Here is a 23,824-nt window from a genome sequence, read left to right as displayed (position 1 = left end):
AGCTGAATGCAATCCGCTGTATCAATCAAGGACCTGAAGATCACCTATGGCGACCATACGGTGATCGAGAAGATGTCGCTGGATATCGCCGCCAAGGAGTTTCTGGTTCTGCTCGGGCCCTCCGGCTGCGGCAAGTCCACGCTGCTCAACGCCATCGCCGGCCTTGCCGACATCACCGACGGCGAAATCTGGATTTCGGGCAACAACGTCACCTGGGACGAGCCCAAGGATCGCGGCATCGGCATGGTGTTCCAGTCCTATGCGCTTTACCCCCGCATGTCGGTGCGCAAGAACCTCTCCTTCGGCCTGCGCGTCGCCGGCCTGCCGAAGGCCGAGATCGACAGCCGCGTCGAGCGCGCCGCTTCACTGCTGCATCTGGAAAAGCTGCTCGACCGCCGCCCGGCCGAGCTCTCCGGCGGCCAGCGCCAGCGCGTCGCGATCGGCCGCGCGCTGGTTCGCGAGGTCGATGTCTTCCTCTTCGACGAGCCGCTGTCGAACCTCGACGCCAAGCTGCGCAACGAGTTGCGCGTCGAGATCAAGAAGCTGCACCAGCAGCTCGGCAACACGATGATCTACGTCACCCACGACCAGGTGGAAGCGCTGACGCTTGCCGATCGCATCGCCATCATGAAGGAGGGTGTGATCCAGCAATTGGGCACGCCGGCGGAAATCTATCACCGCCCGGCCAACCTCTTCGTCGCCGGCTTCATCGGCGCGCCTGCGATGAATTTCATAAATGGCAACATCGAACGCGAGGGTGACAAGCTGCTCTTCAAGGCTGCGGATCTTGTGGTCGATATCTCCAGCTATGCCTTTGCCTCCGAGCCCAAGCCAGGCCCGGCGACCCTTGGCCTGCGTCCCGAACATCTCGCCATCCGGGCGAAGGGCGAAAGCGCCGTGATCACGGCCAGCGTCTCGGTCATCGAGCCCATGGGCTCGGACACGGTTGTCTGGCTCAGCTGGAACGACACGACGCTGTCGTTGCGGGTGATGGGCGATCTCGATCTACAGCCGGGCGATGAGATCGGTCTTGGGCTTGATCTCTCGAAGGCATCGCTATTCGGCGAGGACGCAAACCGTCTGTGAGCCATCTTCGCGGCCCATTCACGGGCTGCGCCTTTATTTCATTGATGAAGTCAGGTTTTGAACGACATGTCTGAGAAAGTGTATGACGCGCTGGTGATCGGCTCCGGCGCTGCCGGGTCCTTTGCCGCCAAGGAGCTGACGGCGAACGGCCTCTCCGTTCTTCTGCTCGAGGCCGGCCCCGAGATCGGCAAGAAGGATTTCAATCCGTCGAAGAAGAAGCCGCCGGCAAGCGCCATTAACATCTGGGAGCGCGCCCGCGCCACCATCAAGGGCCAGCCGATCCAGGCGCGCGCTGCCTTCTTCACCGAGCGCTTCAGCCGTTTCTTCGTCAACGACCGCAAGAACCCTTATACGACGCCGCGCGGCGAGCCCTTCCTCTGGATCCGCGGCCGCCAGGCCGGCGGCCGTCTTCACAGCTTCGGTCGCGTGTTGCTGCGCTGGACGGACAACGACTTCAAGATCAACAGCCGCAGCGGCCGTGGCGTCGATTGGCCCGTCTCCTATGACGAGCTCGCGCCCTTCTACGCCGAGGCGGAAAGCCATCTGGGGCTTTACGGCAACGAGGACCACGTCGCGACACTGCCCGACGGCGTGTATTCCCGCCCCGCCAAGCTGACACCGGCGGAAGAACTCTTCAAGAAGACCGTCGAGGGCGATGCGCCGGAGCGGCATGTCGTCTCGTGGCGCTATATCGCGCCGGATGCCGAGCGCGTGCCGCGCCCGTTGCGCGAGGCGATGGCATCAGGCAAGCTCACCATACGCTACGACTCGATCGTCCGCCGCGTCACCACCGATCCGCAGACCGGTCGCGCGACCGGTGCCGAGATCATCGATCGCAACTCTGGCGCCGTTCACACGGTTCGGGCCGAAAACGTCGTTCTCTGCGCCTCCCCGATCGAAAGCATTCGCCTGCTCCTGAACTCGGCTTCGGAGAAACACCCGAACGGGCTCGGCAACAGCTCCGGCACGCTCGGCCGTTATTTCATGGATCAGCTGCCTTGCCTCGCCTTCGGCACCTACCCGCCCGCCAAGGGTTGGTCGCACGACGATTCCGCGCCGCAGGACCCCTTCTACAATCCATCGGGCGGCATCTTCGTGCCGCGCTTCGAAAACGTGGACGGCAAGCCACAGCGCGGTGATTTCGCCTATCAGGGCAGCGTTGGACGCGCGCCGGTGGGAAACAATGACGCCGCGAGCCTCGCCTTCTTCGGCTTCGGCATGATGCTGCCGCACGCCGACAATCGCGTCACGCTTGATGCGCGCCGCAAAGACGCCTGGGGCATACCGGTCCCGCATATCCGCTGCGTCATGCACGAGACGGAAAACGAACTGATCCGCAAGCAGGAAAAAACGCTGATCGACATGATCGAGGGCGCCGGCGGCAAGCTCGACTTCATCGGTTCGCCCCTCGGCCTCAAGGAAATGGGCCGTGGTGCCTTCCCAGAAGCCGATGCGCTGAGCCGCTTCCTGTTTCGCAAATGGTTTCGCAAGACCATGGTCATGGGCGCGGCCATCCACGAGAGCGGCGGCGCGCGCATGGGTACAACGCGCGAGAATTCCGTGCTCAACAGCTGGAACCAGAGCTGGGACGTTCCGAACCTTCTCGTCACCGACGCCAGCGCTTTTCCGGGCGGCGGAACGGCGGGCACGACGCTGACCGTCATGGCGCTGACGCTACGCGCCTGCCGCAAGCTGGCTGCCGGCTATCGCAACGAAGCCGAGTAGGACCGGGCGATCAGGGAGATGCTTGAAGCATCACGCGTCTCCCTAAAGCCCGAGGTCGAGCAGCGTCCGGCGCATCACATCGCCGTCGGCGTCGATGCCCGTCCAATAGCGGATGGCGATGATGCCCTGGTTGACCAGCATGCCGAGACCATCGGCTGTCCGGCATCCCCTCGCCTGGGCGGCTTTCAAGAAGGGTGTCAGCGGTGGATTGGGAATGCCGTCAGCGACGATCATGTCTGGTCGAAGGCTGTCGAGATCAATGTCGGGAATGCCCGTCACGTCGGGGAAGAGCCCGACCGAAGTGGCGTTGATGACAATGTCGGTTCCCTCCGGCAGGCGATACCGGCTTTCCCATCGCTGGTACCGCCCCTTGGCAGGGGTCTGGCTATCGACAATGCCGGCAACCGCTTCGCCGCGGGCAGCGTCACGATTGACCACGGTGATCTCGGAGGCACCGGCAAGCGCCATCTCGACCCCGACCGCCCGAGCGGCACCGCCTGCTCCAAGCAGCACGACGCGCTTGCCGGTCGGGTCGGCAACGTGACGGAGCGCGGTCACGAAGCCCTTCCCGTCGGTGTTTTCGCCGATCAGCCGTTCGCCATGCCGAACAACCGTGTTGACCGCACCGATGATGCGAGCGGATTCACCGAGGCCATCGAGATGGTCGATCACCGCAACCTTGTGCGGGATCGAGCAATTGAAGCCTCTCCAGCCCATGGCGCGCGCGCCGCGCACGGCATCGCCCAGGCCTTCGGGGGCCACTTCGCAATTGAGGTAGCGCCAATTGAGACCGTGATGCCGATAGGCCGCCTCGATCATGGCAACGGTCGGATTTTCCGCTGCGGGCATGGCGAAGGAACCGGTGAGCGGTGACAGGAAATCATGGGCCATAAGCTTCTCCTTCAGGATCAGGCGGCGAACGTGCCGTTGCGCCAGGCGTCGCGCAGGTGGGCGCCGACGCGAAGCGCCTGCGCGCAAACGGTCAGCGCCGGGTTGAGAGCAGCAGACGATGGGAAGAAACTCGCATCGACGACGTAGAGGTTGCGGTGGTCGTGCGACCGACAGAGCGCATCAAGCGCGGAGCGCGCCGGGTCGTCGCCCATGCGCACCGTGCCGCATTGATGCGACGGCGCCTCGATGCCGAAGGAATGGCGCAGGACTACCGGAAATATGTTTCGAAGTCGTGCGCGGACGTGGCGCACGAACCGGTCATGGGCTGCGACATCGCCGGGATGATAGGCAATCTCGACCCGGTCGCCCTGGAGCAGCCGCACCCGGCTTTCGGCCCGTGGCAGATCTTCGGACATGCAGAGCCAATCGACGCTGTGGCGCCCCAGAAGGTTTGCCAGGGTGCGCGGCATCCACGAGTAGGTCGAACGGATCATCGGCCCCTGGATGTTGCCGAGCATCTGGATGTTGCCCCGTGCGGCAGCGTCTCCAGGCAGGCCGTGGTAGAAATCGTTCACTGTCAGCGTCTTGGGGAATTTCGTATCATTCACCCGAAACGGCATCAGCCCCATCAGACCCGTGAGATGATGGTTCATCAGGTAGCGGCCAACGACGCCCGACCGATTGGCAAGGCCTTCGGGGTGGTTCCCGCTTGCCGAGCGCAGCAACACCAGCGCAGAATTGATGGCGCCGGCGCTCAGCACGAAGAGCGGCGCCTCGACGCGTAGCGTCTGCCCGTCCCTAACCATCTCCACTGCGGCGATGCGTCCATCCGATGCCGGAATGAGCCGCGTGACCTGCGCGTTGGTCCACAAGGTGACGTCGGGATGGGCAAGTATCGGGCGGATCAGCCGCGTCTCGCCGTCGCCTTTCGCGCCATATCGACAGGCAAAGGCATCGCAGGTGCCGCAGCGGCGACAGCTCCCGCCCGGTCCGAAATCGACAGCCGACGGCATGGAGAACGGCCGAAGCCCCTGGCCCTTCAGCCGGTCGATCATATCGGCGATGATGGGTTCGTGTGGAACCGCGGCGTGGGCATATTCGGCCGAACGTGGCGGCTCCGCCGGGTCCTCCCCGACCTGTCCATGTACGCCGAAAAGCCGCTCGGCAGCGTCATACCAGGGTTCGAGCTCGGCATAGGAGAGCGGCCAGGCAGGCGAGGTTCCGTCTTCATGGGCAACAGCACGAAAATCGCTCTCGCGAAAGCGGAACATCGCCGTGCCGTAGAACTTCGTGTGTCCGCCGACATAATAGTATTGGCCGGGACGATACCGGCGTCCTGACTCGTCCTGATACTCTTCGCGTGTTCGGTACCGGGCTTGAACGAAAACCGCCTCCGCGTCCGAATTCTCCGGCTCGTTCGGCAGAAAATCGCCGCGCTCGAGGATCAGCACCTTCGCACCCGATCCCGCCAGCTGCCGGGCCACTGCGCCACCGCCAACGCCTGAACCGACGATCACAACATCCGGTTTTATTGTACCGTCCATAGCTGCCCTCTCCCAACTGTGAGCGGCAAATTACGAACCAGGGAGGGCGTGCGCCATTCCTTCCGGCCGCAATGTTTTGTATGATTACCGCATTCACAGTCGAGCCGAAGGAGCTCCCGGCCATGCAGCCGTGGTTCGAAACCGTTACAATTCCGCCCGACCGTTCATGGCTGCTGTTTGATCGGCAATTGCCCGATTTCCCCTTCAACTGGCACTATCATCCCGAGTTCGAGCTGACGCTGACGGTCGGCAGCCGGGGCATGCGTTTCGTCGGCGATCAGATCGAGCGTTATGACGACGGAGATCTCGTGCTGCTCGGACCGAATCTCCCTCACGCGTGGCAATCTGAGGCGCTTGCGGGTGAAGGCGGACTGCACAGGGCGATCATTTGCTGGTTCACCCGCGAATGGGTCGAAGGGCTGACGAGCCTGATGCCGGAATATGGCTCGCTTGCTGCACTTGCAGCGGAGGCTGGGCGCGGTCTGCAATTCTCAGCCGAGACCGTTCGGTTGCTGCGCCCGCGAATGCTGGCCATCGGCACCCTGTCTCCGGCGCGGCAAGCGTTGGAGCTTCAGGCAATCCTTCTCGAGCTCGCCAATGCCGAGCGCCGACATCTTGCAGCGGGGGAGGTCCAGCCAGGCGAAAACCCGCGCGACCGCGAAAGGATGCGTCGGGTGCTGGCATGGCTGCATGCCCATTACGACAAGCCGCTCCGGCTTGCGCCGCTCTGCGCGCTCACCCACCTCACGGACAGCCAGCTTCAGCGTGTGTTCAAGCGCAGCACGCGCATGTCTATCAGTGAGTACGTTGCGCAATTGCGCATCGGCAAAGCCTGCCGGCTGCTTGTCGAAACCGACCTGCCCATGAGCCACATCGCAGCGGAATGCGGCTTTTCAGACGCAGCCCATCTTGCCCGCCAGTTCCGTGTCGCCAAGGGGCTGCCGCCAAGCCACTACCGGCAACGATTCAAACATGCCGATTTGGATCGGGAACGGCCGCGACGAACCGCGGCCTAAGCGCTGCGGCGGGCACCAGCGGCCGGTGCCCGCCGCAATGCCGGTCTATTTCCGGTGATGAACCGGTTGGAGGCCGTAGACCGGCGTGGAGATGCCTTCGAGCCGCGCTTTCAGTTGCAGCGAAAGGTACTGCGAATAGTGGCGTGACTGATGCAAGTTGCCGCCGTGGAACCAGAGTGCCTCCTGCTGCGTCGGCTTCCACATGTTACGCTGCTCGCCTTCCCAGGGGCCGGGATCCTTTGGCGTATCCGATCCAAGCCCCCAGACCTTGCCGACCTTGTCTGCCGTTGCTTGGTCGATCAAGTCGGCGACCCAACCGTTCATGGAGCCATAGCCTGTGGCGTAGACAATGACGTCAGCCGGGATTTCCGTGCCGTTGGAGAGCTTTATGGAATTCTCGGTGATCTCGTCGACCTGCCCCGCCGCAAGCTTCACCTTGCCATCGATGATGAGTTGCGAGGCGCCGATATCGATGTAGTAGCCCGAGCCGCGGCGAAGGTATTTCATGAAGAGGCCCGAGCCGTCCGCGCCCCAGTCCAGCTGAAAGCCGGCCTTTTCCAGCGCCGCGTAGAAGTCGGCGTCGCGTTCGCGCATCTTGTCGTAAAGCGGGATCTGGAACTCGTGCATGATCCTGTAGGGAAGCGAGGCGAAGATTAGGTCGGCCTTGCCTGTTGTCACGCCATTGGCGAGCGCCTGCTCGGAGTAAAGCGCGCCAAGGCCGATATCCATGAGCGTATCGGATTTGACGATATGGGTGGTCGAACGCTGGATCATGGTCACGTCGACACCCGCCTCATAGAGTGCGGCGCAGATATCATGGGCCGAGTTGTTCGAGCCAATAACGACAACCTTCCTGCCCTTGTAGCCATCCGGGCCCGGATGTTGCGAGGAGTGGTGTTGTTCGCCCTTGAAACGCTCACGTCCCTTGAAGTCCGGAATATTCGCCTTGCCTGACATGCCAGTCGCAAAGACGAGCTGCTTCGGCTTCAACACCACCTCTTCGCCGTCCCGGTCGACGACGATGGTCCACTCCTTGGTTGCCTCATCCCATTTCGCGGACTTGGCGGCAGAGCGGGTCCAGTAGTTCAGCTCCATCACCTTCGTATAGAATTCCAGCCAGTCGCCGATCTTGTCCTTCGGAGCAAACACCGGCCAGTTTTTCGGGAAATCGATATAGGGCAGATGATCGTACCAGACCGGGTCGTGCAGGCAGAGCGACTTGTAGCGCTTGCGCCAGCTATCGCCGGGCCGGTCGTTCTTTTCGAGAATGATGGCGGGCACGCCGAGCTGGCGCAGCCGCGCGCCAAGCGCGATACCGCCCTGCCCGCCGCCGATGATCACCACATAGGGCTGCGTCTCATAGCCGAGCGTGCGCTCCTCGTATTCGCGCTCTTCCTTCCAGGTTCTCGCTCCGAGATTCTGGCCGTGTTTGGCGCCGAGCGGTCGAGTGAAGCCGGATTTTTCCTCGTGGCCCTTGAGCTCCGCCAGCGCTGTCAGCAGCGTCCAGACAAGGCCGTTCTTGAAGCGCACGAGACCGTAGCCGCGGCCGGTCGCCGTTTCGAACGAGATCCAGCTTTCCAGCACACCATCGGCCTCTGTCGCCTCTTCGCCGGTGGCAACGCGCCAGTTGGAAGGCTTCGTGCCGGCAAGCTGCGACTGCAGCATATCGCGGACCTGGTCGCGCCCTTCGACCGTCTTGATGTTCCAGGTGAAGGCGACGAGGTCGCGCCAATAGCACTCCTCGGCAAAGAGATTGACTGCATCCTCGATGCGGCCGGATTGAAGGGCGGCACCAAACGTATCGAGCAGCGCCTGGACGCGGGTGGTGGGTGTCTTGTCGAGCATTGTTTTCTCCTCCAGCTCTGTTGGGAAGCGGGGCGGCTCCTCAACCGCGCCCGCATGCACGGATCGGCCTATCGGGAAAGGTCGATCAGGATCTTCAGGTGTTTTCCGGCGGGATCGAGCAGCTGGTCGAACCCCTCCTCAACAGCCTCGCTGAGCGAGACATATTTCGTGACAATCCGGCTTGCCGGGATCTGGCCGCTGGCGATCAGCCGGGCGACGCGGGGCCAGTAGTGCGTCGGATAGGCCCAGGAGCCCCTGATGTCGATGTCCTTGAAGGTGACGTCGAACCAGTTCAGCGGGTTTTCGCCGGGGTGTAGCCCCGTCTGAACGACGACGCCCTGCTTGCGAACCGCATCCGCGCAGTTCTTCAGAGCGTGTTCGTTACCGACACATTCGATGGCAACGTCGCAACCGACGCCACCCTCCGTCTCGGCGCGAATGACGTCGCCGACCCTTTCCGTCTTCGGATTGATGGTGCGTATATCGCCCAGCGCGTCGCGCGCCAGCGACAGGCGCGTGTCGTTGAGATCGGATAGGAAGATCCGTGACGCTCCGGCTGCCCGCGCGGCCATGGCAACGAGAATGCCGATCGGCCCGGCACCGGTGACGAGCACGCTGTTGCCGGCGGTAACGCCGCCGCGATCGCAGGCATAGACCGCAACCGCCGTCGGCTCGATCAGCGCCGCTTCCTGGTCGCTCAGCGCATTGGGAATGGGCTGGACGTTGTAGTCATTGAGAAGGGCTACCTCCGCCATTCCTCCCGAATGCCAGGAAAGGCCGGCAAGCGCGAGGTTCGCGCTCAGGTGAAACAGCCCGCGATCGGCATAATAATCCCCGTGGCGGGGCATGATGAGCGGCTGAATCGACACCCGGTCGCCGGGCTTCACATGGCTGACGCCCGCGCCAACGGCTTGGACGACGCCGCCGAATTCGTGACCGAGGATCTGCGGACCATGGGCACCGGTAAAGGGGTGCGGCTCCTTCGGTATGAAGATCGGCCCATAGGCATATTCATGCAGGTCCGTCCCGCAGATGCCGCAGAACCGGTTTTCCACCAGCACCTGTCCCGGCCCGGGCTGTGGTGGAGCGTCGACATGTTCGATGCGCAGATCCTTGGCAGCGTGAAAGCGCAGAGCTTTCATTGCATTCCCTCCTGTGTTGTGCTTGCACAGGAAGGTCAGCAAGCGTCGTGCCAGACCGTTATGTCGCCAGTTTGTTGAATTTTATCAGTGCATTAGGGCGCCTGAGATTTTCGAAGATTCGAGGACGCAACAGGCGAGCTGCCACAGGTGTTGCAGCCGTTGCATCAGTTGAGCCGCTTCAGCCGTCGGTGAATGGTCGAGCGGTTGACGCCGAGCTTGCGCGCGAGTGCGGAGATATTGTCACCGCATTCGCTCAGGGCGCGACGCAGCTCGCCGCCGCCTTCTGCCACGGGAACAGGGCCGGCGAAAAGGTGATCCGGAAGGCAGTCGAGCGTTATAAGGCCATCATCACACAGGGCGGCCGCGAACCGGAGCGCATTTGATAGTTCGCGGAGATTGCCCGGCCAGTCATGTGCGAGCAGAGCGGCGCGTGCGGCCTTGTCGAGACGGTATGCCTCACCGTTGTCCTTTGCGATGCGACCGAGAAGCTGGCCGATCAACCAGCCGAGGTCCTCCCGCTGGCGCAGCGCCGGGAGGCTGAGCGTCGCGGCATTGAGGCGATAATAGAGATCCTGCCGGAAACGGCCTTCCGATACGAGTTCGCCCAGGTCGCGGTGCGAGGCGGAGAGGACACGCAGGCGCACCGGTCGTGCCTTCAGCGCGCCGACGGGCTGCACTTCGTTTTCCGAGAGCACGCGGAGCAGCCGGCTCTGCAGCACCAGCGGCATGTCACCCACTTCATCGAGAAACAGCGTACCGCCGTTCGCCTCTTCGATCAGACCGCGTTTGCCCTTCTGGCTGGCACCGGTAAAGGCGCCGGGCGCGTAACCGAAGAGCTCGGATTCGATGAGGTGTTCCGGGATCGCGGCGCAGTTGACGGCAACGAAATTGCCGGGGTTCTCACAGCTCTCGTGGATGGCACGGGCCAGAAACTCCTTGCCGCTGCCCGTTTCACCCTTGATGAGGATCGGGATGTCGCGGGCGGCGAGCTTTGCCGCGCGCATCTGCACGCGCTCCATCGCTGCATCTCCCTGGCTCAGGTCTCTCAGTGCCCGCGGCAGGCGCGGCTCCGGCGAAGCAGGTGCACGCAGGTTGACGGCCGGCGCGATGGCACTGGCAAACAACACCAATCCATTGCGGGCCTTGATCAAGCGCTCGCCATTCGGCCGGCCGCGCATGAAGCGTGGCAGATCATCGACGTCGATATCGAAAACCTGAGAAATGGGCTGGCCCAGAAAATCACGAGTGGAAAGACCACGCAGGTTCATCGAGCGCGCGAGCGCGCTGAACCCGCCATGCGTCATGCCCGTGATGCGACCGCTGCCGTCGAGTGCGACGGCGGCATCCGGATCGACATCGAGGAATTCCGGCGAGCGGGCAAGACGCAACACCCAGTCGTTGCGTGTGCGCGTCATGAGGTTTGCAAACTCGATACGCCGCGCGGTCGACGCCACCAGATGCAACGCCAGCTGTTGGCTCGTCTTGGCTGTCGGAGAGCGGAGCTGCGAGATATCGAGCACCGCGGTCAGATCACCAAGCGTGTCGAAGACCGGTGCAGCGGTGCATGTCAGCCCAATATGGCTGGTATCGAAATGATCGTCCTGATGGATGATGACCGGCTCGCCTGAGACGATGCAGGCTCCGACCGCGCAGGTGCCCGCCCGGTTTTCCGACCATTCGGAACCGAGATAGAGCCCGGCCCGGCGCAGCTGATTGTCGAAGGTTGGATCGCCCATGAAGTCGACCGTGACGCCGCGCGCATCTGACAACAGCAGCACGTAATTCTGCTCGGCGATCTGGTTGAACAGTGCCTCCAGCCCGGAGCGGCCGATCCTGATCAGCTCCTCGGCCTGCTCGCGGTGTTCGCGCAGCTTCAGTTCCGGAACGATGTAGGCTTCCTGAGCAACGGTCGGGTCGAGCTTGTAGTCGTTGAGACAGCGCAGCCAGGATTGAACAACGGGCGTGTCGCGAGGGCTGACCGCGCCCATGCCGACGCGTTCGATCTCGCGAATGTGCGATAAGGTCAAGTCCACAAGCACTCCTCCCAACGGGATGTTGGCACAGGAGCGGCGTGCCGACAATTCAATTGTCATGATAGTTCAGGAGGCTCTTCGGCCTGTAATCGTCCGAGAACTCCGCATGCACGCGCCGAATTCAGCGGCCTGTCGCGTCGGCTTTTTCGAGCCGGAGGAAAAAGAATACCGTCAGCACAAGGACGATCAGCAAAAGGAAGAAAGCCGCTGCAGCCCCCTGGTTCAGCGACAGGCCGAGGAAGGCCTTGCGATAGGCGAAGTAGCTGAGCACCTCGGTGGAGGTGCCCGGTCCACCGCGTGTCAGGATATAGGGGAGATCGTAAGTCCTGAACTCGTTGATAAGCTGGATGATGATTGCGATGCCCGCCACGGATCGGAGCATGGGAAGCGTGATGTAGAAGAATTGCTGAAAGGCGCTCGCACCGTCCACCTCGGCCGCCTCGTAGGGTTCGCTCGGCAGGGCTGCCAAACCCGCGGCAAGAAGAAGGACAACGAAGGACGTCTGCTGCCAGATGTCGACGAAAGCCATTGTCGACAGCGCCAGGTTTGCATTGCCGAGCCAGTCGATGCGCGGCAGGCCGACCGTTTCCAGGAGATGGTTGACGATACCGAGATTGGGTTGCAGGAGCATTTTCCATATTAGCGCGACGCTGATCGGCGACATGGCCATGGGGATGGTCAGGATGCCGAAGTAGATCGGCTTCATCCGCACCGTGCGTTTCAGCATGAGTGCGATCGCAAGGCCGACGACGAACTCGCCGATGACCGTTATGGCCGAGTAACGGACAGTCAGGAAAAGCGCATTCCAGAACAGCTTGTCACCGAGGACGGTCGCGAAATTGTCCAGGCCCGTCAGAGGGAAAAGGCCGGGCTTCAGCAAGGTCAATGACGAGATCGCCATCAGAACCGAATAGGCAAGCGGGAAGCCCATGACAACGGCAAGCAGGGCAAGGCCGGGCGCTGCAAATGCCCAGCCAGTGCGCCATTCGCGATCGAATCTGTCGAATCCTGCCATCGTCATTCCCTGTCTTCCAGAAATTCGGCAGCGACGCGAGGCCGCTGCCGTTCTTCTCGCTCTATCAGCGGCTCATGAGTTCCTTGAGCCCGTCGGACGACGCCTTGATGGCTTCCTCCACCGTTGTTCCGCCGCTGGCGGCCGTGGAGACCTGCGTGCCGATTACGTTTTCGTATTCAGCCGAGTAGGTGAAGATCGGGAAGGACTTGCCACTGGCAACCACGGCTTGCGCCGTCTTGTAGTAAGGGTATTTGGCCAATACCGCCCGATCGGAAAACACGTCGGTGCGCACAGGTGCATGCCCTTGCAGCGCACGCTTCACCGATACGTCCTTGCTCTGTACCCATTGGATGAATTTCCATGCCGCTCCCTGCTGATCGGCCGGCGTATTCTGTGGAATACCCCAGCCCCAGCCACCGCTTTCGCCATGGCCGCCCGGCATCACCGAGAGCGCCACCTTGCCGGCCGCTTCGGGGCACGCCTTGGCATCGTCGATCTGCGGCAGCATCCACCAGTAGGTGACCATGCTGAAGGCCTTGCCGCTGCACATCAGACGCAACGTGTCGTCAAGCGTTGCGGAAAGCGCGCCTTGCTGCGCTCCGCTCTTGATGTTGTTGATGTAGAGGCCAAGCGCCTTGGCCGCCTCGGGGCTGTCGAGCGCAATCGAACGGTCGTCATTGAGGTACTTGCCGCCCGATGAGAAGAGGTAGTTCGAGAACTCCATCGCATTGGGGTCACCGCGCTGCCCCTGCATGGCAGCGCCTTCCACACCGGCATTGGCCTTCATGAACGTGGATATCGCAACGTAGTCCTCAATCGTCTCAGGAACGGCGAGATCCTTGCCGGTCTGCTGCTTGTAGGCAGCTTTCAGCTTTTCATCCTTGAGCAGGTCGGTCCGGTAGATCAGACCCATCGAATAATTGTACATGGGCAAGATCGGCATTTTTTCCGCCGTCCGGCCGAGAAGGTCGAGCATGGAGGGGACGAACGGTTCGAGGTCGAACTTGGACGCCTCGGCAAGCGGCTTAAGATCAACCAGCCAGTTCGCAGCCGGGAACTCGCCTGCCCACAGGAAATCGACCTCGAGCAGATTGTAATAGCTTTCGGCGCTGACGAGTTGGGTGACCAGCTTGTCATGCATATCGGGGTAACCGATTTTCTCGAACTCGACCTTAATGCCCGTCTGTTGGGTGAACTCCGGCAGCAACGCCTCGATGATACGGGTTTCGGGGACGTCCTCCATAAGCGCACGCAGCGTAACGTCAGCGGCTTGCGCCGCCATCGTCGACATGCTCAGGGCGGTCGCAGCAAGCAGGCCGACGGCATATGATGATCTATTCCATGCTGAAGATTTCATAATTCGCTTTTCCTTCTTTTTGTTTCGACGCGCCGGCTGGCGCGGGCATGCATGAGTGTCCGAGCGCTACTTCACGCTCCCGTAGGTCAGGCCTTCCACGATGAAGCGCTGGATAAAGCGCGAGGCGACGACGAGCGGCAGGATGGCGAGAATGACGCCGGCCGCGACATTGCCGATCTGGACGCCGTTCGAGGTTTGAAGCGATGCCAGGGCAACCGGAATGGTTTGCGTGGCGGGTCCGCTCAGCACCAGGGCGAAGAGGAACTCGTTCCAGGACAGGATGAAACCGAGCACCCCGGCCGCTGCCATCCCCGGCAGCGATACCGGCAGGACGATGCGCCAGAACGCACCCCATGCCGTTGCGCCGTCCGTCATCGCAGCCCATTCGAGATCGACGGGGATCGCCTTGAAGAAGCCCATCAGGATCCAGCTGAGGAACGGCAGGTTGATCGCGGCGTAGACGATGATGAGACCCGTCAGGCTGTTGGTCAGCGCCAGTCCCCTCAGCAGGCTGAAGCTCGGCAGCACAAGCGCAACGGGTGGCAGCATCTGTGTGGCGAGCATGAGAAAGCGGGCGAAGCGGCCGCCGGTCGAAAAGCGGGCGAAGGCATATCCCGTCATGGCCGCGAATGGCAGGGCGATGATGACGGAGCCCAGGGAAACAATGATGCTGTTGAAATAGGACTGGCCGAACCGACCGGAAAGAAGCGCGCGGTAGTTTTCCGTCGACAAGCCGGGAAACAGGTCCGTGCTGTAGGATTGTTCCGGCGCAATGAGGCTTACCCTCAAGACCCAAAGAAGCGGCAGCAGCACCGCAAGACAAACGAATACAAGTCCCAGATGAAGACCGAAGCGCCGCAGAAAGGGTGTTTCTTGATCCTCCGGCGTCATGCGGGCCTCCTGACACTTGGCCTCGCAATCACCGTTTCGCTCGTCGGATCGAACAGATGGGCGGGCAGCAGATCCGCGTGGAGGACGACCGCCTCCCCGACCGTGACCTGCGCGTGACGGCCAAGACGGGCCGTGACCTCTATCGGTTTTGCGGTTGTGCTACCGCCAACCGTACCGACGACTATGATTTCGGCCCCAAGCGCTTCCACGGCGGTGACCCGAAGTCCAAAAGGCTGCGTTCCGTCGCCTCTGGGCTGCTCGTAGATATCTTCCGGCCGCAAACCCAAAATGAGGTTCTCACCCGTCTTCGACGCATAGGCGGCGCGATGACGTTCGGGCACGCGAAAGCGGAAGCCTTCATGGCCTTCGATGGTGAGCGTCCCGTCGAGGTCGCGGAGGGTGACCGGCAGCAGGTTCATTGCCGGGCTTGCCAAGAAGCGCGCCACGAACATATTGACGGGGTCGGCGTACACGTCGAGCGGCTTGCCGGCCTGGATCAGCCGACCGTCCCGCATGATGCAGATGCGATCCCCCATCGTCATTGCCTCCACCTGGTCGTGGGTGACATGGATTGTGGTACGGCCAAGCCTGCGGTGTAATTTCACCAGTTCGAGCCGCATCTCGGCGCGCAGCTGCGCATCCAGGTTGGACAAAGGCTCGTCGAGCAGGAAGACATCCGGCTCTCGAACAATGGCGCGACCGAGCGCGACGCGCTGGCGTTGGCCGCCCGAAAGCGCCGAAGGTTTGCGATCGAGAAGATGGGACAGGCCGAGCATGCTCGCCGCGGTTTCGGTCTTGGCGGCAATTTCCTGCGCCGATGCGCCACGCATCTTGAGACCGAATCCCATGTTCGCCCGAACACTCATATGCGGATAGAGCGCGTAACTCTGAAATACGACCGCGACGTTGCGGTCGCGCGGCGCTACCCGGTTCATGTTCCGGTCGCCGATCACAAGGTCACCGGAGCTGATCGATTCCAGCCCGGCGATCATCCTCAGCGTCGTCGACTTTCCACAGCCCGACGGTCCAAGAAAGATGACGAACTCGCCATTCTCGATCTTGAGACTGACGTCGCGGACGCCGTGTGCGCCATTCGGGTAAATTTTGGATACGCTTCGAAGGTCGATCGAGGCCATGCGTCGATTTCCGTATGATGCCGTAACGAATGCGAGGCCGGGTCGCCACGGACCCGACGACCGGTCAGGTCATGTAGACGCCGCCGGTAACGTTGATGCCCTGGCCGGTCATGAAGCGGGCACTGTCGGAGCAGAGGAAGACCACGACGTCGGCGACGTCCTCCGGCGTCTCGATGCGCCCGAGCGGGGTCTGACCGACATATTCGTTGAAAACCTGTTCGGCGCTGATGCCGCGCAGACGGGCTTCCCACTCGATCTCGCGGCTTTGCATGCCGGTCTTGACGAAGCCGGGGCACACGGCGTTGACACGAATTCCAGTGGGCGCAAGCTCACGAGCAAAGGCCTGAGTCCAGCCGAGAACGGCGAACTTGCTTGCGGAATAGTGAGCCAGCAACGGCGCACCGACCTTGGCGGCCAGCGATGCCGTGTTGACGATGCAGCCATGTCCTTGCGCCACCAGGTGGCGTCCGGCAATCTGATTGGTCAGGAAGATGCCGCGGGTGTTGACGTCGAAGTTGAAGTCCCATTCCTCGTCGGTCAGCTCCAGCGCCTTCTGCATTGTGGAGACTCCGGCGTTGGCAATGACGATCTCGCAGCCGCCAATCACTTCAACGGCCTTGGCGAACGCCGCGTCGACGGATGCGCGCTGGCGAACATCAATCGCAACGGCGACTGCACCACCGCCAATGGACGTGGCCGCGCGCTCTGCCGCCTCGACGTCGATATCGGCGATCGCAACCGTCACACCCTGCGCTGCAAGCGCCCGCGCTATGGCAAAGCCAATGCCGGTCGCGCCGCCTGTCAGGAATGCGCGGCGACCGCCAAGCTCGGGAAAGATGGGCTGTGACATAGCTGCTCCTCATTGTGATTTTTCAAAACCGTATCCAACAAAATCTAACTTCGCAAATGTTTTTTTTGTTTGATTAAGTTCGTTTCGCTGTTTATGTTTCAGGCAGGTCATGGTTTCGGCCCGACGCAAAACGCCGACCGTACCGTGCGCGACCCCTGCTCCCACAGGGACGTGACAAGCATAACAAAGGCCGCCCGTAGCATCGGGTGGCACAACGTGGCGCCGCTGAAGGATTTGACGATGGTTTTTGAGTGTTTTGGAGATCGCAAGAAGGCAGTAATCGCGATGGCCCATATCGGCGCCCTGCCCGGCTCGCCGCTATATAACATGGATGGCGGCCTGCAGAAGCTGATCGACGACGTCGCTTCCGATGTCGAAAAACTCCAGGCTGGCGGCGTCGACGCCATCATGTTCGGAAACGAAAACGACCGCCCTTATGTTTTCAAAGGATCACCGGAAAGCATCGCGGCGATGACAGCCGTCGTGCAGGCAATCAAGCCATCACTCAAAGTACCCTTCGGCGTCAACTATCTGTGGGATCCACTGTCCAGCGTTGCGATCGGCGCGGTGACCGGCGCAAGCTTCGTGCGCGAAATCTTCACCGGCCTTTTCGCATCCGACATGGGCATGTGGGAGCCCGATTGCGCGGGGGCCGCCCGCCTTCGCGCCAATCTCGGCCGCAAAGACATGAAGATGCTCTTCAATATTAATGCCGAGTTTGCACACTCGCTCGACCAGCGCCCCATCGCGCTTCGCGCCAAGAGCGCCGTGTTCTCCTCGCTCGCCGATGCGATCCTCGTCTCCGGTCCGATCACCGGGCAGCCGGCGAACCAATCGGACCTGCGTGACGTATGCGACGCGGTCAAGGACGTTCCGGTTTTTGCCAACACAGGCGTCAATATCGACAACATCCGCGACGTCTTCTCCATGGCGCAAGGCTGCGTGATCGGAACCCACTTCAAGGTTGACGGCAATACCTGGAATGCCGTTGACGCGAGCCGCGTCAAGCGGTTCATGGATGTCGTTGAAACGCTGCGCTAGTACGGGAAGCTCTCATGACTGCGGTCATTGGCCTGGATATCGGGACGACGTCGACTATTGGAATTCTCGTCGGCCTGCCCAACACGATCCTTGCGACGGCATCCCGGCCAGTCACCCTGTCCTCGCCGCATGCCGGCTGGGCGGAAGAAAACCCTGCCGACTGGTGGGCGAATGCGCGCGCCATCATCTCCGAACTCCTCGAAGTGTCCGGCATTTCCGCATCCGCCGTATCGGCAATCGGGGTCACCGGCATGCTTCCCGCCGTCGTCCTTCTCGACAAGGAGGGTGCAGTTCTGCGTCCCAGCATTCAGCAGAGCGACGGGCGTTGCGGAGCCGAGGTCGAAGCGTTGCGCGCCGAATGGAACGAGGACGATTTTCTGGCCCGAGCCGGCAACGGCATCAACCAGCAACTCGTGACCGCAAAGCTGCGCTGGATTGAAAAGCACGAGCCGGAGGTGTTCTCGCGGATTGCTACCGTGTTCGGCTCCTACGACTATATCAACTACCGTCTGACGGGGACGCAGGCGGTGGAACAGAATTGGGCGCTGGAAGCCGGCTTCGTCAATGTTGCAACCGATGCTATTGACGAAGAGCTGGTGCGTCTCGCCCATATCGAGTCTGCCACCATCCCCCCGAAGCGGGCTTCGTCCGACATCATGGGGCATGTCGACGAGCGCGGCTCCTCCGAGACGGGCCTGGCAATTGGCACGCCCGTTGTCGGAGGCGCGGCCGACATGATCGCGTCCGCCCTTGGCGCTGGTGTGATCGATGCCGGCGACGTCTTGCTAAAGTTCGGAGGCGCGGTGGATATCCTGACGGCAACGGACGTCGTCAAGCCCGACCCTCGTCTGTTCCTCGACTACCACCTCGTGCCCGGCCTCTACATGCCGAACGGGTGTATGTCGACAGGCGGCTCGGCGCTGAACTGGTTCGTTGACACCTTTGCGCGCGGTGAGCAGGCGGCGGCGCTCGCAGCTGGCCGCACCATTCATCAGCATCTCGATGCGCTGGCCGCTAAAAAGCCGGCTGGTGCGGACGGCTTGACGATCCTGCCCTATATGCTCGGGGAAAAGACGCCGATCCACGATCCAGCGGCGCGGGGCGTCATCGAAGGGCTGACGCTTTCCCACGACATCGGCCACCTCTGGCGGGCCCTGCTCGAATCCTACGCTTATGCGATCCGCCATCATATCGAGGTGCTAGTCGACATGGGCCATGAGCCGAAACGCTTCCTGGTTTCGGACGGCGGCTCGCACAGCACGGTCTGGATGCAGATCGTGGCCGACGTGCTGAATGCACCCCTGCAGCGGCTTTCGGGTCATCCCGGCTCATGCATCGGCGCGGCTTGGGCAGCGGCGATCGGCGTCGGTCTCGAAAGCGATTGGCGTAGCGTGACACGGTTCACCACTTTCTCCGACATGCTCGAGCCACAAGCGCAGAATGTGCGTATCTACGACGCCGGCTACGACCGCTATCGCGATCTCTATCAACGCCTTGCTCCGAAGTGGAAAACTAGCTGATGGGGGGCATGCCGCACCTTTGCGCTGTTGCCTGGGATATCGACGGGACGCTGGTCGATAGCGAACCGCTGCATCATCGTGCGCTGGTGGCGGCGTCGCTGGAATTCGGAGTGGATCTTCGCGACTTGCCCGATATGGCGTTTCGCGGCGTTCACATGGGCGATGTCTGGAAGCGGCTCGCCCACTGCTTGCCGCCGTTGCTGGAAGAAGAGGTGTGGATCAGCGCCATCAACCGCCACTACGTCCGCGCGCGCCATACCCTTGTAGCCATCCCCGGTGCGGTGGAAACCGTCCGCGCGCTGCATGAACTTGGCATACGCCAGGTCTGCGTTTCCAATTCCTGCCGAGCGGTCGTCGATGCCAATCTCGACGCGCTCGGAATCGGTCGCTGGATCCAATTCTCGATCAGCTTGGATGACGTAACCGAGGGCAAGCCCTCGCCTGTGCCTTACTGCATGGCCGCCCAACGGCTCGGTCGTGCGCCGGCACAGATCATCGCCGTCGAGGACAGCAGCACCGGAATCTGCTCGGCAAAGGCTGCGGGTCTTCATGCCGTCTTTCTGCGCACTGGCGACAATGGCGGCCAGGCGCAACAGGAAGCAAGCCTGCCGGATGTCACGATCGACAATCTTTTGCTCGTGAGGGGGCTTTTCGAGACCAAAGGCGCGCTTTGCCCACAGGCGTGAGAAATGTGCGCCTGTACATTAGCGCCTGCTGCGGCGTATTCTGGATCGATACAGTATGTTTGATTCGAACATGCTATGTTTGAAACGGTCTTCGTCGAGATACTCACGAAGCCGTTGAGGATGAAACGAGCAGTGGATAGATGACGAGCGAGCAATCCGCATCGAAAACGGGTGAACGGCCGAAGTTCCTTGCACAGGTTCGCCAGGCGGCAATCGTTGGCGAGATTAGCAGGGTTGGCTCCGTTACCGTGAGCGAACTCGCCCAGCAGTTGGCGGTCTCTGAGATGACGGTCCGGCGGGACCTGGTCGAGCTCGAAAAGGATGGCAGGCTCATTCGTACCCATGGCGGAGCCGTCAAGCCCGATCGCGCACCGCCTATCCCGGTCACCGATAACTTCGACGGAGAAGAGCCGGCGTTTGATGCCCGTCTCGCACGCAACGTCTCCCTTAAGCGGCGCATCGCGGCGACCGCCGCCGAACTTGCCAACGGCGCGCGCAGTATTGCACTGGATGTGGGAACCACGACTTATTTCGTGGCGGAAGCGCTCGCGCCGCGCCCGCAAGCCAAGATTTTCACCAACAGCATTCGGACCGCCGGACACCTGACGGGCAGAGGACTGGAAACCTATCTCGCTGGCGGCAAGATTCGCAGTGAGGAGATGTCGACGAGCGGACCGTCGGCCGTTGGCCAGTTCGAGATGCTGTGGTTCGATATCGCCTTCGTGGGCGTCTCGGGTCTGACCCCTGAAGGGGTCTTCGATTATTCCTTCGAGGAAACCGACATGAAGCGCGTCTATCTCACGCGCGCCTCCCGCCGCGTGGTGCTGTGCGATTCGACGAAATTCAACCGCATGTCGCTGGTTCTTGTCGCAGGTCTCACCGAATTCACCACTCTGATCTGCGACGAGGCGCCGACGGGCGACCTTGAGAGTGCGCTTAAGAAGGCCGGCGTCGAGGTTATCGTCGCTCGTTGAGCTCGGGCGGACGTTCCATTGCGAGCACAAGTGGCTGCCTGGACCAGCCAGCAGCACTGTAAGCGTGGCTGTCTCTCCCACCTTTCCAAGAGTCACATTGCCACCGGCCGCCCACGTTCCGCGCCGACCGGGCCAATCGCCTTCGCACCGAAATAAAGGTTGAAAGATGTTTCATTCTGTTTGATATTGTTCGCATCCCATTCAATCAAACAGAAATTGCCCGATAACGGGAAATCAACGCGACAGGACGCCTGCCATGCTCCAGACGACAAGCGCTGCGGCGCCAGACAGTCCTTATCCCGATGCAACGGTAGCCGCACCCGTGAAGACGCTCATCGCGGAGATAGGTCGGCGCAGCGGCGAATTTCCGGTCAGCCTTGCAAATCATCTACCGATGGTGCTTGAGGCGATAGCGCGACTTGGCGCCTCGACTGCCCGGCTCGAGGAATATGCCGATCACTATATTCGCGTTCATGCCGTGCCCTTCCCGCCACCGGGGGTCTCACCGCTCGATGAAACCGGCTGGATCGGTGTGCTCGGTGATCGTCGGCGCGAGGCCGATCTGCGGCTGTTCTTCGAAGCCGTCGTCGGACAGATCGGCGGCCCGGCCGCCGTGCGCCAGTATCTCCCGGTGCTCGCACCCGGTGTCGCGGCGTCGGCCACTCATGGTTTGATGCGGCTTGCCTATGCGCTTCTGCGGGAAGACGACACCGAAGTGGCCGCCTCGCTTGGGTATTGGGCCGCCACCTATCTGGCCTATGACGGCATTCCCGCCGATCGCGGCCGGACCGTCACAGATCCATTGGCGCATCTGGTTGCCATGCGCGATGAGCCAAGTCTTCATGGGGTGGAAGCCCCAACACATCTGCTATGGAAATGGATAGAGGCGATGGGCAGGTTGCCGGCGTTTCAGGATCGTCTCGGGCGCATGATCGCAGGTCCGGATTTTCTGGACCGCATCCGCCCCGCAGCACTTTCTCTCTACGCTGGCACGATGAGCTTCGAAGCCTTGCATGCGGTGACCGGCTGCCACTGGCTACGACTGGTCAGTTCTCATGTCGCTGAGCCGCAGCATCTTGCGATGCATTTCTGGGAGGTCGTTCTTGCCCTTTACACCAAGATCGACATGCCGCTCCCGCCCGCCGACGATGTGATGGACGCGTGGCGCCACCTGCCGCTGCCGGATGATCGGGAGATCGCAGCTGCTGCTGTTGCTTCTGATGACGAACACGATCACTCGCTCGTCTTCTCGGCCTTCGAGGAATATCGCTACACTGGCGATCTGCTCTACAAGGTGGTTGCTGCAAGGCGGGTCGGGCTGATCGATTAAGCTCGCCGGCCTCAGATCCGCGCGCCGTCCGGCTGGAAGTGCACCTTGTCGTAGCTGTCGAGCAGTTGGTAGAAATGTTCGACTTCACGCGCGAAAAGGCCACGAGAAATCCCCGAAACCAGCTTCGGAACGCCTGACTTCAGCCCCGTTATGCCATTGCAGATGGGACCGAGGCTCGGCACCGCCGCGCTATTGAACACGTGTATGTTGGCGAGCATCGGCAAGGCACCCGGCGTCTTCTCCTGAAGCTCGAAGGCAGGGCCTAGATAGGGATAGGCCAGAAGATCGGCATCTTCCTCGCCATCTGGCGGGGTAAAGCGGTCCGCCCAGGTGGCGATCTTCTCGATATGGCTAGCGAGTTCGGGCCGATGCGACAGGTCAACACAATAACCTGTTCCAAGCAGCAGGTGATCGAAAAGGAAATCGCCCACCGCAGTTTCGATCCTAACATCGTTCCCGACCATGGTGATCGAGCGCGTTTCAGCGCCCGTTACCAGCCGGCAGTTTGCGAAGGCCATCGCGCGACTGAACATCTCGTTGGTGGGCGGTGTCTTGAATGCAAACATCCGTCGGGTGAAACGATAGCGGCTACCGTCATCAAGATCGGCAAAATGGTTCAGAAAGCCCGGAAAATTCGACCAGTCCAGAATTTCGGTATGAGGCAGTGTCGGGGAACGGGCCAGCACGGTCACGCTGGCGGCTCCGGCTTCCAGCGCTGCCACAGCCCAATCGAAGCTCGACGCAGCCGCACCTATGACGCCGATGCACTTTCCAGCGAGCGAAGTGGCATCCAGCGCTTCGCCACTGTGTGTCCACCGCGAACGCGGCAGGGCGTCGCTTACCAGGCGTGGCACATTCAGTCCCCCGGCGCCCTCCAGCCCTGTCGCCAACACCACTTTGCGACAGGCGATATCGGCACGCTTGCCGTCCGTGTCGACATGCAGCCGCAGATAGTCGCCCTCAGGAGAGATCGATAACAGCCGCGTACCGTTCTCGATCGATAGCCCGAGAATGCAGCGGAACCAGCCAAGATAGGCCATCCAGTCGGTGCGATCGATCTTGTCGAGTGCGTCCCAGTCGGCCCTGCCCTGGTGGGCCTCGTGCCAGGCGCGGTAGGTCAGGCTTGGCACGCCGAGATCCGGGCCACTGAGTGTCTTCGGAGACCTGAGTGTCCGCATGCGGGCGGTTGTCAGCCAAGGTCCTTCGAGACCGGGCGGGGCAGCATCAATCACTCGGACCCGCTCTATGCCCTGCCGCTTCAATCCGAACGCAAGCGAAAGACCGGAAAGCCCTGCGCCAACGATGACGACATCGGCGATGACTGCGCCGGCAGGATCGCGCCGCTCCGGCACCCATTCGCGCGGCACCGCCTCGATGCTTTCGAGGTCGCGCCGGACCTGAGCCTCAAGCTGTACGAGCCCGCTAGTGCCTGCTGGCTCCTCGTACAAAGCCGAGCGTGGGCTTTCCATTGGGGGTGTCTGAGGCATGTGGCAGCACTCCAGCGTTTTCAGGCAGCGTAACGAACATCAAAAAGTTGTAAAGTGTTTGAATATGTTGTTTTACCCCTTCGGGCGGTGGTACTCGTGCTGATTTCGATGGGCACTTAGCGATACCGACCACAGCAACGAGCACGACTCATCGTCTTCCATCCTGGCTCGATTGTCAAAAAAAATAGTTAAATAAATCAATGATGTAAACGACTGACCGTTTTGCTGAAAAAATCGACAGTCACGTGACTACCG

At 61.7% G+C, this 23,824-nt stretch carries 19 protein-coding genes; 8 read left to right on the top strand and 11 right to left on the bottom strand.

The features are described from left to right. The first annotated feature begins 6 nt into the window (after positions 1–6). A complete protein-coding gene (locus tag A6U87_RS15050; protein WP_065692043.1) occupies positions 7–1,086 on the top strand; it encodes an ABC transporter ATP-binding protein in 1,080 nt (359 codons plus the stop codon). A 66-nt stretch (positions 1,087–1,152) separates the two neighbouring features. Continuing rightward, positions 1,153–2,811 carry a GMC oxidoreductase gene (locus tag A6U87_RS15045; RefSeq protein WP_065692242.1) on the top strand — a complete coding sequence of 553 codons (1,659 nt, stop codon included), beginning with the start codon at positions 1,153–1,155 and terminating at the stop codon, positions 2,809–2,811. A gap of 42 nt (positions 2,812–2,853) precedes the next feature. Here the strand turns inward: A6U87_RS15045 and aroE are convergent, their stop codons facing one another. Together aroE and A6U87_RS15035 are read right to left on the bottom strand one after the other, a co-directional pair. Further along, a complete protein-coding gene (aroE, locus tag A6U87_RS15040; RefSeq protein WP_065692042.1) occupies positions 2,854–3,702 on the bottom strand; it encodes a shikimate dehydrogenase in 849 nt (282 codons plus the stop codon). Between the two features lie 17 nt (positions 3,703–3,719). Continuing rightward, positions 3,720–5,246: an FAD-dependent oxidoreductase gene (locus tag A6U87_RS15035; protein WP_065692041.1), complete on the bottom strand. Its 1,527-nt coding sequence runs from the start codon at positions 5,244–5,246 to the stop codon at positions 3,720–3,722. Positions 5,247–5,368: 122 nt separating this feature from the next. Here A6U87_RS15035 and A6U87_RS15030 point away from each other — a divergent pair, with 122 nt between their 5' ends. Continuing rightward, positions 5,369–6,262, top strand: coding sequence for an AraC family transcriptional regulator (locus A6U87_RS15030; RefSeq protein ID WP_065692241.1), 894 nt, complete (start codon positions 5,369–5,371; stop codon positions 6,260–6,262). A gap of 45 nt (positions 6,263–6,307) precedes the next feature. On the opposite strand, the gene A6U87_RS15025 is transcribed toward A6U87_RS15030, so the two are convergent. The 8 genes from A6U87_RS15025 to A6U87_RS14990 all read right to left on the bottom strand — a co-directional run bounded on the left by A6U87_RS15025 (position 6,308) and on the right by A6U87_RS14990 (position 16,531). After that, positions 6,308–8,107, bottom strand: coding sequence for an NAD(P)/FAD-dependent oxidoreductase (locus tag A6U87_RS15025; protein ID WP_065692040.1), 1,800 nt, complete (start codon positions 8,105–8,107; stop codon positions 6,308–6,310). Between the two features lie 68 nt (positions 8,108–8,175). Beyond that, entirely contained in the window at positions 8,176–9,249 is a 1,074-nt protein-coding gene (locus A6U87_RS15020) for a 2,3-butanediol dehydrogenase (RefSeq protein WP_065692039.1), read from the bottom strand. A gap of 164 nt (positions 9,250–9,413) precedes the next feature. After that, positions 9,414–11,282, bottom strand: a complete 1,869-nt coding sequence (locus A6U87_RS15015; protein ID WP_141683957.1) for a sigma-54-dependent Fis family transcriptional regulator — start codon at positions 11,280–11,282, stop codon at positions 9,414–9,416. A gap of 121 nt (positions 11,283–11,403) precedes the next feature. Continuing rightward, positions 11,404–12,297 (bottom strand): carbohydrate ABC transporter permease, encoded by an 894-nt coding sequence (locus A6U87_RS15010; protein ID WP_198928711.1) that lies wholly within the window; start codon positions 12,295–12,297, stop codon positions 11,404–11,406. A 64-nt stretch (positions 12,298–12,361) separates the two neighbouring features. Further along, the gene (locus A6U87_RS15005; RefSeq protein WP_065692037.1) at positions 12,362–13,654 is read right to left on the bottom strand and encodes an ABC transporter substrate-binding protein; all 1,293 of its coding nucleotides are present in this window, start codon (positions 13,652–13,654) and stop codon (positions 12,362–12,364) included. A gap of 66 nt (positions 13,655–13,720) precedes the next feature. Further along, positions 13,721–14,545 (bottom strand): carbohydrate ABC transporter permease, encoded by an 825-nt coding sequence (locus A6U87_RS15000; RefSeq protein WP_141683956.1) that lies wholly within the window; start codon positions 14,543–14,545, stop codon positions 13,721–13,723. Further along, positions 14,542–15,681, bottom strand: a complete 1,140-nt coding sequence (locus tag A6U87_RS14995; protein ID WP_065692036.1) for an ABC transporter ATP-binding protein — start codon at positions 15,679–15,681, stop codon at positions 14,542–14,544. Before A6U87_RS14995 ends, A6U87_RS15000 begins: the two co-directional genes overlap by 4 nt. 64 nt (positions 15,682–15,745) lie before the next feature. Further along, positions 15,746–16,531, bottom strand: a complete 786-nt coding sequence (locus A6U87_RS14990) for an SDR family NAD(P)-dependent oxidoreductase (RefSeq protein ID WP_065692035.1) — start codon at positions 16,529–16,531, stop codon at positions 15,746–15,748. Between the two features lie 240 nt (positions 16,532–16,771). On the opposite strand from A6U87_RS14990, the gene A6U87_RS14985 reads away from it, so the two are divergent. The 5 genes from A6U87_RS14985 to A6U87_RS14965 all read left to right on the top strand — a co-directional run bounded on the left by A6U87_RS14985 (position 16,772) and on the right by A6U87_RS14965 (position 22,082). Further along, a complete protein-coding gene (locus A6U87_RS14985) occupies positions 16,772–17,572 on the top strand; it encodes a BtpA/SgcQ family protein (protein WP_065692238.1) in 801 nt (266 codons plus the stop codon). 14 nt (positions 17,573–17,586) lie between these two features. Further along, complete coding sequence (locus A6U87_RS14980) at positions 17,587–19,092, top strand: FGGY-family carbohydrate kinase (protein ID WP_065692034.1); 1,506 nt, start codon at positions 17,587–17,589, stop codon at positions 19,090–19,092. Next, positions 19,092–19,778 carry an HAD family phosphatase gene (locus A6U87_RS14975; protein ID WP_065692033.1) on the top strand — a complete coding sequence of 229 codons (687 nt, stop codon included), beginning with the start codon at positions 19,092–19,094 and terminating at the stop codon, positions 19,776–19,778. Before A6U87_RS14980 ends, A6U87_RS14975 begins: the two co-directional genes overlap by 1 nt. A gap of 140 nt (positions 19,779–19,918) precedes the next feature. Further along, a complete protein-coding gene (locus A6U87_RS14970) occupies positions 19,919–20,752 on the top strand; it encodes a DeoR/GlpR family DNA-binding transcription regulator (protein ID WP_065692032.1) in 834 nt (277 codons plus the stop codon). A gap of 256 nt (positions 20,753–21,008) precedes the next feature. Beyond that, positions 21,009–22,082 (top strand): questin oxidase family protein, encoded by a 1,074-nt coding sequence (locus tag A6U87_RS14965; RefSeq protein WP_065692031.1) that lies wholly within the window; start codon positions 21,009–21,011, stop codon positions 22,080–22,082. A gap of 11 nt (positions 22,083–22,093) precedes the next feature. On the opposite strand, the gene A6U87_RS14960 is transcribed toward A6U87_RS14965, so the two are convergent. Beyond that, entirely contained in the window at positions 22,094–23,569 is a 1,476-nt protein-coding gene (locus A6U87_RS14960; RefSeq protein ID WP_244499501.1) for an FAD-dependent oxidoreductase, read from the bottom strand. Positions 23,570–23,824 lie beyond the last annotated feature (255 nt).

This window comes from Rhizobium sp. AC44/96, from assembly GCF_001692185.1.
Lineage (GTDB): Bacteria > Pseudomonadota > Alphaproteobacteria > Rhizobiales > Rhizobiaceae > Rhizobium.
This window is presented reverse-complemented; position numbering and strand designations above follow the sequence as displayed.